The organism is Pseudonocardia kongjuensis, assembly GCF_039526905.1.
Classification (GTDB): Bacteria; Actinomycetota; Actinomycetes; order Mycobacteriales; family Pseudonocardiaceae; genus Pseudonocardia; species Pseudonocardia kongjuensis.
This window is the reverse complement of sequence record NZ_BAAAJK010000053.1, coordinates 109,872-124,076: the sequence shown is the minus strand read 5'-3', so window position 1 is coordinate 124,076 and position 14,205 is coordinate 109,872. Positions and strand designations below refer to the sequence as shown.

Genomic DNA, 14,205 nt, shown 5'->3' with positions numbered 1-14,205 from the left:
GGACCCACAGTAGGTTTCCCGCATCACCGCAGCGACCGTCGAACATCAACGGGTGGTCAACTCGTGGCGCGGGTCACTCCGCGGCGCCGGCGTCCCGGCCGAGCTGCTGCGCCCACCCGCGCACGACCGCGGCCGCGAGGGGACCGACGGCGCGCGGCTCCGGATCGAGGATCCGCTGCATGCCGATCCCGCGCAGCTCGGCCACCACCCGCAGGGCGACGGTCCCGGCGTCGACGTCGGACCGGACGGTGCCCGCGGCCTGCCCCGCGAGCACGTCGGCGCGCAGCCGGTCCCGGAACCAGGCGTCCCGCTCGCGCATCATCGGGGCGAGATCGCCGCCGCCCACGGCATCGGCCCACAGCACCAGGAACGCCTGCCAGGTCGGAGGATCGGCCCCGAAGCCGAGCAGGTAGGCCTCGACGAACCGCAGCAGCCGGTCGAGCCCGGGCGGCTCCTGCTGGATGCCGGGCGCCAGACCGGCCTGCGCCTCCTGCACCAGCGCCTCGAGCAGGCCCTGCTTGGAGCCGAAGTGGTGGGTGACCATCCCGCGGCTGTAACCGGCACGCTCGCCGACCCGGGCGAAGGTCACCGCGCGGATCCCGGACTCGGCGACGAGCTCGGCAGCGGCGGCGAGCAGGGCCGTGCGGGCGCGCGTCCGGCGCTGCTCCTGGGTCCGGCGCTCCCCGGGCCGGGCGCCGGCGGCCGGGACCGCCGTGCCCGGCGTGGCCGCACGCGGCGTGGCTGCCCCCGACATGACCGTGAGCATACGAACCCGTGCCCCGCAGTCGGCCACCGTCCCGCGTAGATATCTGTTGGCTGACTGACATGTATGGTGCGGGCATGGCCGTCATCCGAGCATCGGTTCTCGAGGTCGATCGAGAGCGACCGCTGTCCGCCGCACGCGTGGTCTCCGAGGAGCTCCCCGAGCCCGGTCCCGGGCAGGTCCGCCTCGACGTCGAGGCGTTCGGCCTCAGCTCGAACAACGTCTCCTACGCCCTGCTCGGCGACACCCTCGGGCACTGGCGGCCGTTCCCCGCCGCCGCCGGCTGGGGCCGGGTCCCGGCGTGGGGCCTGGCCCGGGTGACCGGCGGGGACCCGGCGCTCGTCCCGGCCGGCGCGCGTCTGGTCGGGTACCTCCCGATGGCGACCCGCTTCCTGCTCACCGGTGCGCCGGCCCCGGCCGGCATCGAGGTGACCGCGCCGGAGCGGGACGGGATGCTGCCGATGTACCGGCGGATGCGCCGGATCGACACCGACCCGGCGTGGGACGAGCGGCACGCCGGGGTCGAGCTCCAGCTCCTGCCGCTGGCGCCGCTGGCCGCGCTGCTGAGTCGCGACCTGCTGGAGCAGGAGCCGTCGCAGGTGGTCGTCTCCAGCGCGAGCAGCAAGACCGGTCTCGTGCTCGGCCGCCTGCTCCGCGCCGGGAACGTGCGCACGGTCGGCCTCACCGGCGCCGCCCGCACGGCCGAGGTCACCCGCACGGGCGCGTTCGACGAGGTCCTCGCCTACGACCGGACGACGTCGGTGCGCGGGACCGGGGGCACCGTGTACGTCGACATCAGCGGGGATCCCGCGATCACCCGTGCGGTGCACGAGCACCTCGGCCCGGCGCTGATCCGCAGCGTCGCCGTCGGCGGCAGCCATCTGCCGGGCACCGGCACCGGCGCCGGGCCGGGCGGATCGGCCGGTCCGCCCGGCCCGGCGCCGGTGCGGTTCAGCGTCGGGCGGCGCGAGACCGAGCTGCTCGCCGAGCTGGGCGGGGCGACCCTCGACCGGCTCCTCGCCGAGGCGCGGGCCACCCTGGTGGGCTGGGCGGCGACCTGGATGTCGCTGCGGACCACGGACGGCCTGGACGCGGCCCGCGCGGACTGGCGGCGGGTCGCGCACGGCGGGCCGCCCGGTCTGGGCGCCGTCGTCGTCCGGCCCTGAGCGGGCCGGGTCAGTCCCCGACCCGGGCCGCGGTACCCCCGGTGACGGCGACGAGCTCGGCGAACGTGGTCGGGAACACCGACCGGGCGCTCCCGCCGGCCGCCCAGACCCGGTCGTAGTCGTCGAGTGCGACGTCGACCAGCGTGCGCAGCGGCGCCGGGTGCCCGACCGGCGCCACCCCGCCGATGACCTGCCCGGTGGCCGCCCTGACCAGGTCCCGGTCGGCCCGGCCGACCGACCGCGCCCCGACCAGCGCGGCGACCCGGCCGGTGTCCACCCGGTGCCGCCCCGAGGTGAGGACGAGCAGCGCCTCGCCGTCGGCGTCGAACACCAGCGAGTTGGCGATCTGGCCGATCTCGACGTCGAGCGCCGCGGCCGCCGCGGCCGCGGTGGTCACCGCGTCCGGCAGCAGGACCAGTCCGGCGATCGACGCCGGATCCGCACCCGCGGTGCGCAGCGCCTCCTTCACGGCGGCGACCCGCGGATGGTCGGCGGGATGCTCGGTGGCCCCGGTGGAGTCGTTCATCGTCCCATCCTGCTGGCCGCTTCCACCGGTTTTCAGCGGCTTTCAGAAGTTTTCAGAAGGCTGCCCACAGCAGCATCGCGACGACCGCGAACAGCAGCAGCCCGGCCACGACGAGCAGGATCCAGCGGTTGCGGCCCAGGTCGCCGCCGGTCGGGCGGGGCCGGGCGGCCCGCTCCAGCAGGGCGTGGGCGTCGTCCGGCCCGGTGCGCTCCGCGGGATCGGCCGCGGCCAGCCCGGCGATCGCGCGTTCCAGCGGGCCGCCGGACGGGATCCGCCGCCCGGCCGTGTGCGCCAGCAGCGCGCCGAGGCTCCACAGGTCGGCGGCCGGGCCGTCACCGGCCCCGGCGCGGCGCTCGGGCGGGCTGAACGGCCCCGGTTCCCGGCCGACCGCGCGGGCCAGGCCCAGGTCGGTGACCAGTGCGGACCCGTCCGGGGCGAGCAGCACGCAGTCCGGATCGAGACCGCCGTGCGTGCCGCCCGCGGTGTGCACCGCGCGCAGCGCGGCGAGCACGTCCCGGCCGATCGCGGCGGTCCGCTGCGCGCCGAGCGGGCCGTCCTCGACGAGCCTGCTCAGCGGCCGGGCGTCCGGACGCTCGGTGACCAGGTACTCGCGCAGGGCGCCGTCCGGGGTGCGGTCGGTGATCAGGTCCAGGACGCCGGCCACCCCGGGATGCTGCAGCCGGCCCGCGGCGCGCACCTCCGCGAGCAGGCGTTCGCGCAGGCCGTCGCCGTGCGCGGGCACCGCGATCTCGGTGATCGCGACCATCCGGCCGGTGATCCGGTCCTCGGCGCGGCGGACCGGGCCGAAACCGCGCCGGTCCAGCTCGTCGAGCAGCACGTAACGGCCGCCGACCACGCCGGTCCCGGTCACCCGGGTTCCCCGAGCCGGACCGTCACCGGGGCGTGGTCGGACCAGCGCCGGTCGTGCGACGGCGCCCGCTCGACGACGGCGCCGGTCGCCGCCGCCGCGACGCCGGGCGTGCCGAGCAGGTGGTCGATCCGCCAGCCCACGTCGTTGTCGAAGGCCCGCCCGCGGTAGCTCCACCACGAGTACGGCCCGTCGACGTCCGGGTGCTGGTCGCGGACCAGATCGGCCCAGCCGTGCTCGACCAGCCCGGCGAACCACTCCCGCTCGTGCGGCAGGAAGCCGGAGTTCTTCCGGTTCCCCCGCCAGTTCCGCAGGTCCAGCTCGGTCGGCGCGATGTTCCAGTCGCCGGCCACGACCATCTCGCGGCCGGTCGCGACGCACCGGCCGAACGCGGCGCGCAGGTGATCGCCGAAGGTCTTGCAGAACGCGTCCTTGGCGTCCTGCTTCTCGGTCCCGGCCAGGCCCTTGGGCAGGTAGAGCGACCCGACGGTGAACCCGCCGGGCAGGTCGACCTCCAGGTAGCGGCCGTCGAGGTCGGTGGCCGGGTCGCCGAACCCGATCCGCACCGCCTCCGGCTCGGCCCGGCTCAGCACGGCGACGCCGTTGCGCCCCTTCGCCGTCTCCGAGGGCGCCAGCCGCAGGTGCCAGCCGTGCTCGTCGAGGGTGGCCCGGAAGGCGTCCGGCAGCTCCTCCGGGCGGGCCCGGACCTCCTGCAGGCAGACGACGTCGGCCGCGGTCCCCGCCAGCCAGTCGAGCAGCCCCTTCGTGGAGGCGGCCCGGACGCCGTTGACGTTCGCGGTACTGAGGACACGGACGGCAACCACCCGCCTACTCTCCCGCACCGCCCGGCACCGTCCGGAACGGGCTCAGCAGACGCTGCCCGCCGTCGCGGCGACGCTGTCCGACGGGACCCACCGCTCACCGCCGGTGAGCTTGCGGAACCCGGTGTCGACGATCGTCTCGGCCGGGACCTCCTGGCCGCTGCGCAGCGTCTCCACCGCCTGCGCGGTCGGGCTCGGCGCCGCCCGGACGGTGACCTCGGCCGCCTGCACGGTCACCGTGCAGGCGTTCTCCAGGCTGCCGGTCGCGCCGCCGTAGCCGAGCGCGATCGCGGTCAGCCCGACCCCGATCAGGCCGACCAGCGGCCAGCCGGTCAGCAGCGACTTCCGGGAGAGCCCGAGCTTCACCTTCGCCACGCGTGTGGTCCCCTTCCCGCGACCGTCCTCGCACGTACGGTAACCGCTCCGCCGCGGCGGGGAGATCCACCGACCGGGGTGTCGGACCGGTTACTCCTGCGGGCGTCGCCGGGCGGGTGCGGGATAGCGTGTGCGCGCAGATGCGGGTCGCCGCCGGGGACCCGCCCGGTCACCCCGGGCTCGTCCCCCCGCGCCACCCGTCGCAGGAGATCCGACGACGAGCCGAGGCAGGCCAGACACGCGATGAAGCTCATCTACACGTACACCGACGAGGCGCCCGCGCTGGCGACCCATTCGTTCCTGCCGGTCATCGAGGCGTTCGCCGGGCAGGCCGGGGTCGACGTGGAGACCCGCGACATCTCGCTGGCCGGCCGGATCCTGGCGAAGTTCCCGGACCGGCTGACCGAGGCGCAGCGCGTCCCGGACGCGCTCGCCGAGCTGGGCGAGCTGGCGACCACGCCGGACGCCAACATCATCAAGCTGCCCAACATCAGCGCCTCGGTCCCGCAGCTCAAGGCGGCGATCCGGGAGCTGCAGGCGGGCGGCTACGACGTGCCGGACTACCCGGAGGACCCGCAGACCGACGACGAGCGCGCCGCGAAGGCGGCCTACGACTCGGTCAAGGGCTCCGCGGTCAACCCGGTGCTGCGCGAGGGCAACTCCGACCGGCGCGCCCCGCTGTCGGTGAAGAACTTCGCGCGCAAGCACCCGCACTCGATGGGCGCCTGGAGCGCCGACTCCAAGAGCCACGTCGCGACCATGTCCGACGGCGACTTCCGGCACTCCGAGACCTCCTTCACCGCACCGGCCGACGGCGCCGTGCGGATCGAGCACGTGGCCGCCGACGGCACCGTCACCGTGCTGAAGGAGTCGGTGACGGTCCTCGAGGGCGAGGTGATCGACGGCGCCGTGCTGCGCAAGGAGGCCCTGCGGGAGTTCCTGGCCGAGCAGATCGCCGACGCGAAGGAGCGGGGTGTCCTGTTCTCGGTGCACCTCAAGGCCACGATGATGAAGGTCTCCGACCCGATCATCTTCGGGCACGCGGTGCGCGCCTACTTCGCGGACGTCTTCGAGACCTACGGCGACGACCTCGCGTCGGTCGGCGCCGATCCGGACGACGGCCTGGCGTCGGTGCTGTCCGCGATCGAGAAGCTGCCCGCCGACAAGCGGGCCGCGATCGAGAAGGCGATCGACGACGCCTACGCCACCGGCCCGGCGCTGGCCCAGGTCGACTCCTCCCGCGGGATCACCAACCTGCACGTGCCCAGCGACGTCATCATCGACGCCTCGATGCCGGCCGCGATCCGCTCGTCGGGCCAGATGTGGAACGCCGACGACACGACGCAGGACGCCAAGTTCGTCATCCCGGACTCGTCCTACGCCGAGCTGTACGACGAGACCGTCAAGCACTGCATCGCCAACGGCGCCTTCGACCCGACGACGATGGGCACCGTCCCGAACGTCGGCCTGATGGCGCAGAAGGCCGAGGAGTACGGCAGCCACGACAAGACGTTCGAGATCGCCTCGGCCGGCACCGTCCGGGTGGTCGACGCCGGCTCGGGCGAGGTCCGGCTGTCGCACGAGGTCGCCGAGGGCGACATCTGGCGGGCCTGCCAGACCAAGGACGCGCCGATCCGCAACTGGGTCGGCCTCGCCGTCGAGCGGGCCAGGGCGACCGGCTCGCCGGCGGTGTTCTGGCTGGACTCCGCGCGCGCCCACGACGCGCAGCTGATCGCCAAGGTCGAGAAGTACCTGGGCGAGCACGACACCGACGGCCTGACCATCGAGATCCTGAACGTCGCCGAGGCCACCCGCTACACCCTGGAGCGGGCCCGCAAGGGCGAGGACACCATCTCGGTCACCGGCAACGTGCTGCGCGACTACCTGACCGACCTGTTCCCCATCCTCGAGCTGGGGACCTCGGCGAAGATGCTCTCGATCGTCCCGCTGATGAACGGCGGCGGCCTGTTCGAGACCGGCGCCGGCGGCTCGGCCCCGAAGCACGTCCAGCAGCTGCAGAAGGAGAACCACCTGCGGTGGGACTCGCTCGGCGAGTTCCTGGCGCTGGCCGTGTCGCTGGAGATGCTGGCGTCGAAGTCGCCGGACCCGCTCCGCGCGAAGCTGCTCGGCCAGACCCTCGACGAGGCCACCGGGAAGCTGCTGGAGAACGGGAAGTCCCCCTCGCGCAAGGTCGGCGAGCTGGACAACCGGGGCAGCCACTTCTACGTCGCGCTGTACTGGGCGCAGGCGCTGGCCGCGCAGACCGAGGACCCGGAGCTGGCGGCGGTGTTCGCCCCGCTCGCGGCCACCCTCGCCGAGCAGGAGGAGACGATCGTCGCCGAGCTCAACGCGGTCCAGGGTGAGCCGGTCGACCTGGGTGGCTACTACCACGTGGACCGGGCCCGGGCCGACGAGGTGATGCGCCCGAGCGCCACCTTCAACGCCGCGATCGACGGGTTCGCCGGCAAGGCCTGATCCGCGCCGCCGCACACGGGGGCCCGTCCTGCGGGGCGGGCCCCCGTCGTGTCCGGGCTACGCCGCGGGCGGCGCGGTCGCCGCGGCCACCGTCCCGGCCGCGGGCCGGGAGATCTCGGCCCACACCTCGTCCAGCGAGAGACCGAGCACGTCGGCGATCGCCGCGATGGTCGGGAACGCGGGGGTCGCGACCCGGCCGGACTCGATCTTGCGCAGGGTCTCCGGCGAGACGCCCGCCTCCAGCGCGGTGTCCAGCATCGGGCGCGCCCCCCTGGCCGTGCGGAGGAGGCAGCCGAGGCGCCGACCGCGCTCGACCTCGGCGGGGGTGAGCGGAAGCCTGACCATGGCGCCGATGATAGTACCGGTATAGTTTGACCGGTATTGTTATTGGACGCGCTTCCGGAGGACACCCCGTGATCGAGATCCTGAGCCCCGCGGAGGTCGCCCGCGCCCGGTCCGCCGGCGCCCTGGTCGCCGACGTGCTGCAGGAGCTGCGCCACGCCAGCACACCCGGCACGAACCTGCTCGACCTCGACCGGCTGGCCGCCACGCTGATCGCCGACGGCGGCGGGACGTCCTGCTACGTCGACTACGCACCGTCGTTCGGGCGCGGGCCGTTCGGCCACCACGTCTGCACCGCGGTCAACGATGCCGTGCTGCACGGCCGCCCGCACGACCGCGCACTCGCCGACGGCGACCTGCTCACCCTCGATCTCGCCGTCACCGTCGACGGGATCGCGGCGGACTCGGCGATCAGCTTCGTCGTGGGCGACCGGGCCCCCGCGGAGAGCCTCGCCCTGATCGACGCGACCGAGCGGGCGCTGGCGGCCGGGATCGCGGCCGCCCGCCCGGGTGCCCGCGTCGGCGACATCTCGCACGCGATCGGCACCGTGCTGGGCGGATCGGGCTACGCGATCAACACCCAGTTCGGCGGGCACGGCATCGGCTCGACGATGCATCAGGACCCGCACATCACCAACACCGGACGTCCGGGGCGCGGCTACCGGCTGCGTCCCGGGCTGCTGCTGGCGCTCGAGCCGTGGGTGATGGCTGACACCGCCGAGCTCGTCACCGACGACGACGGCTGGACCCTGCGCAGCGCGACCGGCTGCCGCACCGCGCACAGCGAGCACACGATCGCCGTCACCCGCGACGGCGCCGAGATCCTCACCCTGCCGCGGCACCTGCGCCCCTGACGACAGGATTGGCGAGCCGGTATCCGATTGGGCGCACGGCACCGCCGGGCGGGTGCATCCGACGATCTTCACTGCGATCATCGGGTGATCACCGCGATCGACGGCGACGATCACCGACCCGTCCGGACCATCCCCGGTCACCGAGCGTGCGCGACGCGCCGGTAGAATCCTGATAGCGATGATCATTATCGAGCAGCCGCCGACCGTGCCGCCCCGGGCCCCCCGACCCGCCCGGCCGGTCCCGCCGAGCGCCACCAGCACCGGCCCCGGCCGCCCCGGCAGCAAGCGGCCGGCCGGCCCGCGCCGCCCGCCGACCCGGCGCCCGGCGAGCCCCGCCACCCCCGGCGACACCCGGCGCTGAGCGCCGGGCGGCTCGGCCCCGGCCGAGGCCCGCGTCCCGGGCCGCCGGCGTTCAGCTGACCGTCAGCGAGCTGCTGGTGATCGTCAGCGCGAGCAGCAGGACCGCGACGCCGAACCCGCCGTAGACCAGCGCATCGGTGTAGCGGCCCCGGATCGCCAGCAGGCCCACCCGGTCCTGCGGCAGCGCCACCCGCAATCCCGTCGCGACCAGCAGCGCGACGGCGAACAGCGCCGATCCCTCCCGCCAGTGCTCGGTCACCACCCGCTGCAGGCCGACGACCGCGATCAGCAGCACCACGAGCAGCGGCCAGTGCGTCCGCAGCCGGGCCCGCAACCCGTGCCCGGTCCGGCTCATCGCCTCCACGGTGACCTCCGGTTCAGCCGGACGAGCGGCGTGCTGCGTGCTGCGTGCTGTGCAGATGCTCACTCCGGCAAGCTGCGTTCGGCTGCCTCGACGACGTTCGTCAGCAGCATCCCCCGGGTCATCGGGCCCACGCCACCGGGCATCGGGGCGAGCTTCCCGGCGACCTCGGCCACCTCCGGGGAGACGTCCCCGACCAGGCCGAGATCGGTCCGGGTGACACCGACGTCCAGCACCGCGGCACCCGGCCGGATCTGGTCCGCGGTGATCAGCCCCGCCTTCCCCGCGGCCGCGACGACCACGTCGGCCTCCCGCAGGTGCGCCGCCAGGTCCCGGGTTCCGGTGTGGCAGAGGGTCACCGTCGCGTTCTCGCTGCGCCGGGTCAGCAGCAGCCCGAGCGGCCGCCCGACCGTCACCCCGCGACCGACGACCACCACCCGAGCGCCGTCGAGCTCCACGTCGAACCGGCGGCACAGCTCCACGATGCCGCGCGGGGTGCACGGCAGCGGGCCCGGCTCGCCGAGCACCAGGCGGCCCAGGTTGACCGGGTGCAGGCCGTCGGCATCCTTGGCCGGGTCGACCCGCTCCAGCGCGGCGCCGGCGTCCAGCCCGGCGGGCAGCGGCAGCTGCACGATGAACCCGGTGCACGACGGGTCCGCGTTCAGCTCGTCGATCACGTCCTCGACCTGGGCCTGGCTCGCGTCCGCCGGCAGCTCGCGCTGCAGCGAGGTGATCCCCACCTTGGCGCAGTCCCGGTGCTTGCCCCGGACGTAGGCGTGCGAACCGGGGTCGTCCCCGACCAGGACGGTGCCCAGGCCCGGGGTCACCCCCGCCGCCGCCAGCTTCTCCACCCGCGCCCGCAGGTCCTCCAGCAGCTCCGCCAGCGTCGCCTTGCCGTCCATCACCCGTGCGCTCACCCGGCCATCCTCGCAGGTGCCCGGACAGGTGACCGAACCTGATCGAACGAGGTGCTCGTGCCGCCGAGGTAGTGGAACCCGGAGCCACGACCTGCGCGGACGCCGGTGGACCGTGCAATCGGAGAAGGGGATGCGGTCTGGTCGTCCGGAGGGGCCGGAAACGATCTCGACGAGAGCAGAATCACACAGCCGGTGCCGGACCGGCCACAACTCGACGAGGAGTTTCCCATGAGCGTGGAGAGCGAGACCGCTGCCGCGACAGCCGCGGCACCGCCCGCGGCGGCCGCGCCGCCGCCCGCCAATCCCGCACTGCTCGGCCTGATCTGTTTCCTGCCCGCGGGCATCACGCTGGGCCTGTGGTTCGTCGGCTATCTCGACACCACCGCCCTGCCGGGCGGGATGATCCCCGCACTGACCTTCTCGGCCGGTCTGTTCATGATGATCGCCACGATCTCCGCACTGCGGGTCGGCGACAGCGTCTCGGCCGCGATCTTCGGTGTGTTCTCCGCGTTCTGGACCAGCTTCGGTGTGCTGCTCATGGCGCTGAACAACGGCTGGATCATCGACGCGGGCACCGGTGAGGCGCTGTCCACCGCGCAGATCGGCTCCATCCAGTCGACCTACCTGCTGTCGTTCACCCTGGTCTTCATCCTGCTGACGCTCGCCACGCTGCGGCTGCCGCTGATGTTCACCGTCGGGTTCGTGCTGGTCGACATCACGTTCGTGCTCGCCTACCTGGGGGTGACCGCCGGCAACGCCGGGTTGTTCCCGATCGCCGGGATCACCACGTTCGCGTTCTGCGCGGTGTTCGCCTACATCCTGTTCGACGCGTTCGGCCAGACCCTGGGCGGACGTGCGATGGCGATGGGCAATCCGCTCGTGCGGTCCTGACCGCACCGGGGCGCCCACCCGCGCGGGTGGGCGCCTCAGCGGAAGTCGCGGGACCGCACCGTGACCGCCAGCGGCATCCGCTGCAACCGGTCGGCCAGCAGGTTCAGCACCCCCTCCGGGCTGCGTTCCAGCCGGCCGCGCACCAGCAACGCGGCGCTGCCCAGCGCCACCGACCGGTACCGCGCCCACAGCCCCTCCGAACAGGTCACGTTGAGCATCCCGGACTCGTCCTCCAGGTTCACGAACGTCACCCCGCCCGCCGTCGCCGGACGCTGCCGGTGGGTGACCAGACCACCGACCAGCACCCGCGGCGGCGCCTCCGGCCCGGACCGGTGCCGGTCCTCGTCCGGGCGGGCCTGCTCCCGGCGCCCGACGGCGTCGAGCCGGTCGATCCGGATCGCACCGAGCGCGTCGAGCTCGCTCCGCAGGTGCTGCACCGGATGGCTGTCCGGGGAGACACCGGTGGCCCAGACGTCGGACACCGTCAGCTCGGCCTCGGTCATCCCGGGCAGCGCGGGCGCCGTCAGGCCGACCGCGGTGCCCGGCAGGTGCTCCGGGCGCACCCCCGCCACCACACCGGCCGCCCACAGCGCCTCCCGCCGGTCCACCCCGAAGCAGCCGAACGCACCGGCGGTGGCCAGCGCCTCGGCCTGCGGGCCGGTCAGCCGGACCCGGCGGGCGAGATCCGCGAGATCGGCGAACGGGCCGCCCGCGTCCCGCTCGGCGTCGATCGTCGCGGCCAGCTCGGCGCCGATCGTCCGGACCCCGGACAGGCCGAGCCGGACCGCCCGGCCGCCGGTGCCCGTCCGTTCGTCCTCCGGCACGGCCTGCAGGATCGCGTCGGCGCGGCCGTGGTTCACGTCCGGCCCGCGGACCGGCACCCCGTGCCGGCGCGCGTCGGCGACCAGCGACTGCGGCGAGTAGAAACCCATCGGCTGGGCGTTGAGCAGCGCCGCGCAGAAGGCCGCCGGGTGGTAGCGCTTGAACCACGCCGAGTAGTAGACGAGCGCGGCGAAGCTGATCGAGTGGCTCTCCGGGAAACCGAAGTTCGCGAACGCCAGCATCCGGGTGAAGATCCGGTCGGCCGGCTCGCCGGTGATCCCGTTCGCCGCCATCCCGTCGAAGAACCGGGTACGCAGCCGCTCCATCCGCTCGGTGGACCGTTTGGCCCCCATCGCCCGGCGCAGCTCGTCAGCCTCGGCGGCGGAGAACCCGGCCACGTCGACCGCGATCTGCATCATCTGTTCCTGGAACAGCGGGATGCCCAGGGTCCTGTCCAGCGCCGGGCGCAGCAGCTCGTGATCGTGCTCCCACTCCTCGAGGCCGTTGCGGCGGCGGATGTAGGGGTGCACCGAGCCGCCCTGGATCGGGCCGGGCCGGATCAGCGCGACCTCGACGACCAGGTCGTAGAACTCGCGCGGGCGCAGCCGCGGCAGCGTCGCCATCTGGGCCCGGGACTCCACCTGGAACACCCCGACCGAGTCCGCACGCGACAGCATCGCGTAGACCTCCGGATCGGACTCGCCGATCTCGTGCAGCGCGATCCGGGTGCCTTCGTGCTCGGCGACCAGGTCCACCATCAGGTGCAGCGCGGTGAGCATCCCCAGGCCGAGCAGGTCGAACTTGACCAGCCCCGCGGTGGCGCAGTCCTCCTTGTCCCACTGCACGACCGTGCGGTCCGCCATCCGGGCCCACTCCACCGGGACGACCTCGGACACCGGGCGGTCACAGATGACCATCCCGCCGGAGTGGATGCCCAGGTGCCGGGGCGCCCCCAGCAGCTGGCCGGCCAGCTCGACGAGCCGGTCGGGCATGTCCTGCGGCAGCGCCTCCGCCTCCAGGGCGTGCCACCGCTCGATCCGCTTGCTCCACGCGTCCTGCTGGCCGGGCGAGAACCCGAGCGCGCGGGCGGTGTCGCGGACCGCCGACCGCGGCCGGTAGGTGATGACGTTCGCGACCTGCGCGGCGAACAACCTGCCGTAGCGGCGGTACACGTACTGGATGGCCTCCTCCCTGCGACCGGACTCGATGTCCAGGTCGATGTCGGGATAGCCGTCCCGGTCCGGGGACAGGAACCGCTCGAACAGCAGGCCGTGCCGCACCGCGTCGACGTTCGTGATGCCCAGCGCGTAGCAGACCGCGGAGTTCGCCGCGGAGCCCCGGCCCTGGCAGAAGATCCCCGAGCGGCGGCAGAAGTCCACGATGTCGTGCACGATCAGGAAGTAGCCGGGGAAGTTCTTCCGCTCGATGATCGCCAGCTCGCGCTGCACGGTGTGCGCGGCGAACGGGTGCTCGGCCTCGCTGCCGTACCGGGTCATGACACCGATCCGGGTCAGCTTCCGCAGCCAGGTCGCCTCGGTCTCGCCCGGCGGCACGTCGAACGGTGGCAGGTCCGGGGCCACCAGGTGCAGCTCGAACGCCAGCTCCCGGCCCAGCTCCGCGGCCCGGGCGACCGCGCCCGGGTACCGCTGCTCGAACCGCAGTGCCATCTCCGCCCCCGAACGCAGGTGCGCGGTGCCCGCGGCGGGCAGCCAGGGGTCGATCTCGTCTAGGCTGCGGCGGGCCCGCACCGCGGCGACCGTGGCCGCCAGCGGCGCCCGGTCCGGTGTCGCGTAGTGCGCGGCGGTGGTCGCGACGGTGTCCACCCCGGCCGCAGCCGCCAGCGCGGCCAGCGCGTCGTTCCGCTCGGTGTCGCACGGATCGCCGTGCGCGGTCAGCTCGACCCGGACGTGCTCCCGGCCGAACCACCGCACCAGGCGCTCCAGCTCGGCCGCGGCGGCCGCCGGACCGCCCCGGTCGAGTGCCCGGCGCACCGCGCCCTTCCGGCAGCCGGTCAGCACGACGACCTCGCCCGCGGTGTCGGCGACCACCTCGTCGATCTCGTAGACCGGGCGGCCCTTCTCCCCACCGCGCATCTGCGCAGTGGAGATCGTGCGGCACAGCGCCCGGTATCCGGACGGGCCGCGGGCCAGCAGGAGCAGGTGCTCGCCCTCCGGGTCGGCGGCACCGGCCTGCGGGGCGGACAGCCCCAGGCTCAGCTCGGCGCCGAACACGGTCCGCATCCCCAGCGCCCGGGCGGCCTCGGCGAACCGGACCACGCCGTACATCCCGTCGTGGTCGGTGAGCGCGACCGCCTCCAGGCCCAGCTCGGCCGCCCGCTCGACCAGCTCCTCCGGTGAGCTCGCGCCGTCGAGGAAGCTGAAGTGCGAGTGGCAGTGCAGCTCCGCATAGGGGACCACGCCGGCCGGGGCCGGGCGCAGGCCCTCCGGCGGCCGGTAGGGGCCGCGGTGCGCGGACCAGGCCGGGGAGTCGCCCCCGTCGGCCTCCGGCCCGCCGCTCAGCGACGAACCCGTGACCGAGCGGCCGGAGAGCGCACTCTCCAGCTCGGACCACGGGACATCCGGGTTCTGCCAGCCCACGCACCGGAGCATAGTCGAACACAAGTTCGAACGGGAGTCCCGGATCGCGGACCCGGGGCCGGCCGTG

The 14,205-nt window shown here is 74.2% G+C and carries 14 protein-coding genes; 5 read left to right on the top strand and 9 right to left on the bottom strand.

Annotated elements, in window-relative coordinates:
- Positions 1 to 73 precede the first annotated feature (73 nt).
- Positions 74 to 754 (bottom strand): TetR/AcrR family transcriptional regulator, encoded by a 681-nt coding sequence (locus ABD160_RS30275; RefSeq protein WP_344029109.1) that lies wholly within the window; start codon positions 752 to 754, stop codon positions 74 to 76.
- 86 nt (positions 755 to 840) lie between these two features.
- Between ABD160_RS30275 and ABD160_RS30270 the strand changes: the two genes are divergently transcribed.
- Positions 841 to 1,929 (top strand): DUF2855 family protein, encoded by a 1,089-nt coding sequence (locus ABD160_RS30270; protein WP_344029106.1) that lies wholly within the window; start codon positions 841 to 843, stop codon positions 1,927 to 1,929.
- Positions 1,930 to 1,939: 10 nt separating this feature from the next.
- On the opposite strand, the gene ABD160_RS30265 is transcribed toward ABD160_RS30270, so the two are convergent.
- Genes ABD160_RS30265 through ABD160_RS30250 form a run of 4 tightly spaced genes read right to left on the bottom strand, consistent with a single transcriptional unit; the run spans position 1,940 to position 4,519 of the window.
- The gene (locus tag ABD160_RS30265) at positions 1,940 to 2,455 is read right to left on the bottom strand and encodes a YbaK/EbsC family protein (protein ID WP_344029103.1); all 516 of its coding nucleotides are present in this window, start codon (positions 2,453 to 2,455) and stop codon (positions 1,940 to 1,942) included.
- Between the two features lie 52 nt (positions 2,456 to 2,507).
- A complete protein-coding gene (locus ABD160_RS30260; RefSeq protein ID WP_344029101.1) occupies positions 2,508 to 3,326 on the bottom strand; it encodes a protein kinase domain-containing protein in 819 nt (272 codons plus the stop codon).
- Positions 3,323 to 4,147, bottom strand: coding sequence for an exodeoxyribonuclease III (locus ABD160_RS30255; protein ID WP_344029098.1), 825 nt, complete (start codon positions 4,145 to 4,147; stop codon positions 3,323 to 3,325). The genes ABD160_RS30260 and ABD160_RS30255 overlap by 4 nt, the downstream gene beginning before the upstream one ends.
- A 42-nt stretch (positions 4,148 to 4,189) precedes the next feature.
- Positions 4,190 to 4,519 carry a hypothetical protein gene (locus ABD160_RS30250; protein ID WP_344029096.1) on the bottom strand — a complete coding sequence of 110 codons (330 nt, stop codon included), beginning with the start codon at positions 4,517 to 4,519 and terminating at the stop codon, positions 4,190 to 4,192.
- Positions 4,520 to 4,762: 243 nt separating this feature from the next.
- Here ABD160_RS30250 and ABD160_RS30245 point away from each other — a divergent pair, with 243 nt between their 5' ends.
- On the top strand, positions 4,763 to 6,994 hold the full coding sequence (locus tag ABD160_RS30245) for an NADP-dependent isocitrate dehydrogenase (protein WP_344029093.1): 2,232 nt from the start codon (positions 4,763 to 4,765) through the stop codon (positions 6,992 to 6,994).
- A 57-nt stretch (positions 6,995 to 7,051) separates the two neighbouring features.
- Here the strand turns inward: ABD160_RS30245 and ABD160_RS30240 are convergent, their stop codons facing one another.
- Positions 7,052 to 7,339, bottom strand: a complete 288-nt coding sequence (locus tag ABD160_RS30240) for a helix-turn-helix transcriptional regulator (protein WP_344029090.1) — start codon at positions 7,337 to 7,339, stop codon at positions 7,052 to 7,054.
- A gap of 68 nt (positions 7,340 to 7,407) precedes the next feature.
- Here ABD160_RS30240 and map point away from each other — a divergent pair, with 68 nt between their 5' ends.
- Positions 7,408 to 8,190 (top strand): type I methionyl aminopeptidase, encoded by a 783-nt coding sequence (gene map, locus ABD160_RS30235; protein WP_344029087.1) that lies wholly within the window; start codon positions 7,408 to 7,410, stop codon positions 8,188 to 8,190.
- Positions 8,191 to 8,368: 178 nt separating this feature from the next.
- Entirely contained in the window at positions 8,369 to 8,551 is a 183-nt protein-coding gene (locus tag ABD160_RS30230) for a hypothetical protein (RefSeq protein WP_344029084.1), read from the top strand.
- Between the two features lie 51 nt (positions 8,552 to 8,602).
- Here the strand turns inward: ABD160_RS30230 and ABD160_RS30225 are convergent, their stop codons facing one another.
- Both ABD160_RS30225 and ABD160_RS30220 read right to left on the bottom strand, forming a co-directional pair.
- Positions 8,603 to 8,905, bottom strand: a complete 303-nt coding sequence (locus tag ABD160_RS30225) for a DUF3017 domain-containing protein (RefSeq protein WP_344029081.1) — start codon at positions 8,903 to 8,905, stop codon at positions 8,603 to 8,605.
- 68 nt (positions 8,906 to 8,973) lie between these two features.
- Positions 8,974 to 9,828 (bottom strand): bifunctional methylenetetrahydrofolate dehydrogenase/methenyltetrahydrofolate cyclohydrolase, encoded by an 855-nt coding sequence (locus ABD160_RS30220; protein ID WP_344029078.1) that lies wholly within the window; start codon positions 9,826 to 9,828, stop codon positions 8,974 to 8,976.
- A 228-nt stretch (positions 9,829 to 10,056) separates the two neighbouring features.
- Here ABD160_RS30220 and ABD160_RS30215 point away from each other — a divergent pair, with 228 nt between their 5' ends.
- Positions 10,057 to 10,719 (top strand): GPR1/FUN34/YaaH family transporter, encoded by a 663-nt coding sequence (locus tag ABD160_RS30215; protein WP_344029075.1) that lies wholly within the window; start codon positions 10,057 to 10,059, stop codon positions 10,717 to 10,719.
- Positions 10,720 to 10,754: 35 nt separating this feature from the next.
- Here the strand turns inward: ABD160_RS30215 and ABD160_RS30210 are convergent, their stop codons facing one another.
- On the bottom strand, positions 10,755 to 14,138 hold the full coding sequence (locus tag ABD160_RS30210; RefSeq protein WP_344029073.1) for an error-prone DNA polymerase: 3,384 nt from the start codon (positions 14,136 to 14,138) through the stop codon (positions 10,755 to 10,757).
- Positions 14,139 to 14,205 lie beyond the last annotated feature (67 nt).

What these genes read in the sequence shown, in the direction of transcription:
- ABD160_RS30275 (WP_344029109.1), bottom strand. Translation starts at nt 754, where the DNA reads ATGTCGGGGGCAGCCACGCCGCGTGCGGCCACGCCGGGCACGGCGGTC.
- ABD160_RS30270 (WP_344029106.1), top strand. Translation starts at nt 841, where the DNA reads ATGGCCGTCATCCGAGCATCGGTTCTCGAGGTCGATCGAGAGCGACCG.
- ABD160_RS30265 (WP_344029103.1), bottom strand. Translation starts at nt 2,455, where the DNA reads ATGAACGACTCCACCGGGGCCACCGAGCATCCCGCCGACCATCCGCGG.
- ABD160_RS30245 (WP_344029093.1), top strand. Translation starts at nt 4,763, where the DNA reads ATGAAGCTCATCTACACGTACACCGACGAGGCGCCCGCGCTGGCGACC.
- ABD160_RS30240 (WP_344029090.1), bottom strand. Translation starts at nt 7,339, where the DNA reads ATGGTCAGGCTTCCGCTCACCCCCGCCGAGGTCGAGCGCGGTCGGCGC.
- ABD160_RS30230 (WP_344029084.1), top strand. Translation starts at nt 8,369, where the DNA reads ATGATCATTATCGAGCAGCCGCCGACCGTGCCGCCCCGGGCCCCCCGA.
- ABD160_RS30225 (WP_344029081.1), bottom strand. Translation starts at nt 8,905, where the DNA reads ATGAGCCGGACCGGGCACGGGTTGCGGGCCCGGCTGCGGACGCACTGG.
- ABD160_RS30215 (WP_344029075.1), top strand. Translation starts at nt 10,057, where the DNA reads ATGAGCGTGGAGAGCGAGACCGCTGCCGCGACAGCCGCGGCACCGCCC.